At 63.6% G+C, this 1,609-nt stretch carries 1 protein-coding gene; it reads right to left on the reverse strand.

Going from position 1 to position 1,609, the window contains the following annotated elements; genetic code table 11:
- Positions 1-123: 123 nt before the first annotated feature.
- Positions 124-1,308 (reverse strand): zinc metallochaperone AztD, encoded by a 1,185-nt coding sequence (gene aztD, locus DEVEQU_RS19225; protein WP_126152227.1) that lies wholly within the window; start codon positions 1,306-1,308, stop codon positions 124-126.
- Positions 1,309-1,609: the final 301 nt, after the last annotated feature.

Here is a 1,609-nt window from a genome sequence, read left to right on the forward strand (position 1 = left end):
CCCCGGCCCTCCCCCTCAAGGGGGGAGGGAGCGCCGGAGCCGAAGCCTCGGCGCACCTGGATCCGTCCATTGTGAACACTCCCCACTTGAGGTGAGGGGCGATGGAGCCGTGTGTTACCTTGCCTAGTGCACCGAACCGGAGCCGCCGACGGCGACCACGGTGTAAGGCAGACCTTCGACCGGGAGATCGCGAGTGACCTTGAAGGTGGCGGCGTCGACGAGGTGGACGGTGCCGGCATTGGGGTCGGTCACGGCGATGACGTCACCGGCAACGGCCAGGCGGGGACGCGGCAGGCTCCATTCGCCGTCCATGGAATAGGGCTCGGTGACCTTGACCGCATTGGTGAGTTCGCCAGAGACGACGTCCAGCTGACGCAGCTGGCCATCTTCGGTGAAGATATAGGCGAAGCGCGGACGGACCGGGTCGGTGACGAAGTGAACGCGACGGGTCGGCAGCTCGACCAGGCGATAAACAGCATCGGCACCCGGCTCGATGATGACGACCTTGTCGGCCCCGTAATTGCCCAGGAAGTACTGCAGGCCTTGACCGCCGATCAGCGTGGTGGCCTTGCCGGTCGGCAGACCCTCATAACCGATCTTTTCGATCTTCGGCTCGCCCGAGCCGGTGACCAGCAGCAGGCCTTCGGCGCAGGCAATGGCCAGAATATCACCCGAAGAGGCTTCACCATGCAGATCGGCGCAACCATGGGTGTCGCCGACCACCGCGCCGGCCTTGTCGAGGACATTGATGCCGATGGGCAGCTTGGTGGGGTCTTCGGGATTGGGCACGGAGATCAGTGTGTAATCGCCCCAGGGGGCGGCGACACCATGATGGGGAGCACCGCTGTCGAACTCGACCGCGGAGACGTCACCCGCGTCGATCCAGGCATGTTCGCCGACAGTGCTGGTCTTGCCAGTGCCGTCGAAGAACAACGCGATCTTGCCATTGTGCTCGACGAAATGCACCGGGCGCTCGCCGGAGACCACGGCTTCGATGGCAGCCGGAGCGGAAATCTTGATATCGCCGTGGTCGCCATGATCGTCGATAGCGATGCCGGTACCGATGGCGGAAATCTGGTTGCCAGCGCCCTGGACGGCGAAGACGGCCTCGCCCGAATGGGTGGTGTAAAGCGCGGCAGGGCTGGCCAGCGGGAAGCTGCCCAGGGCGTCGCCGGTTTCGAGATCGAGCGCGGTGACCTTGGGGTCGGTGTGATCGCCGACGAACAGCCTCCATGCGGTGATTTCCTCGGCGAAAGCTGGGGAAATAAGGGCGGAGGACAGGAGGAGAATGGCGAGAAGTTTTGGCATGGAGAGCGCTTTCGATATGTTAGAACATTACAATTTGAGAGTGAGTGGGGCGTGTTTTTTGGGGGGCAGCGACCTAAGAAAGATACCCCCCACCCGGCCTCCCCCTGCAGAAGGGGGAGGAGGAGGAGGGCTTGGCGGAAGACTTTGCACATGTGCTCTGTCCCGTCGCGTTGTGGCGGGGCAGCGCTTGCATTGGGCGGTTCGATAGCCAGCCTAGATATTCTTTCGCCCCCTCCCCCTTGAGGGGAGGGATTGAGGGTGGGGGTCCATCGGTGTGTCACTGAACCACCCCCCACCCCGG

Origin of the sequence: Devosia equisanguinis (genome assembly GCF_900631955.1) — a bacterium.
Taxonomy (GTDB): domain Bacteria; phylum Pseudomonadota; class Alphaproteobacteria; order Rhizobiales; family Devosiaceae; genus Devosia; species Devosia equisanguinis.

Bases quoted from the DNA above. Each gene is read 5' to 3' on its own strand.
- aztD (WP_126152227.1), bottom strand. From the start codon at position 1,308: ATGCCAAAACTTCTCGCCATTCTCCTCCTGTCCTCCGCCCTTATTTCC.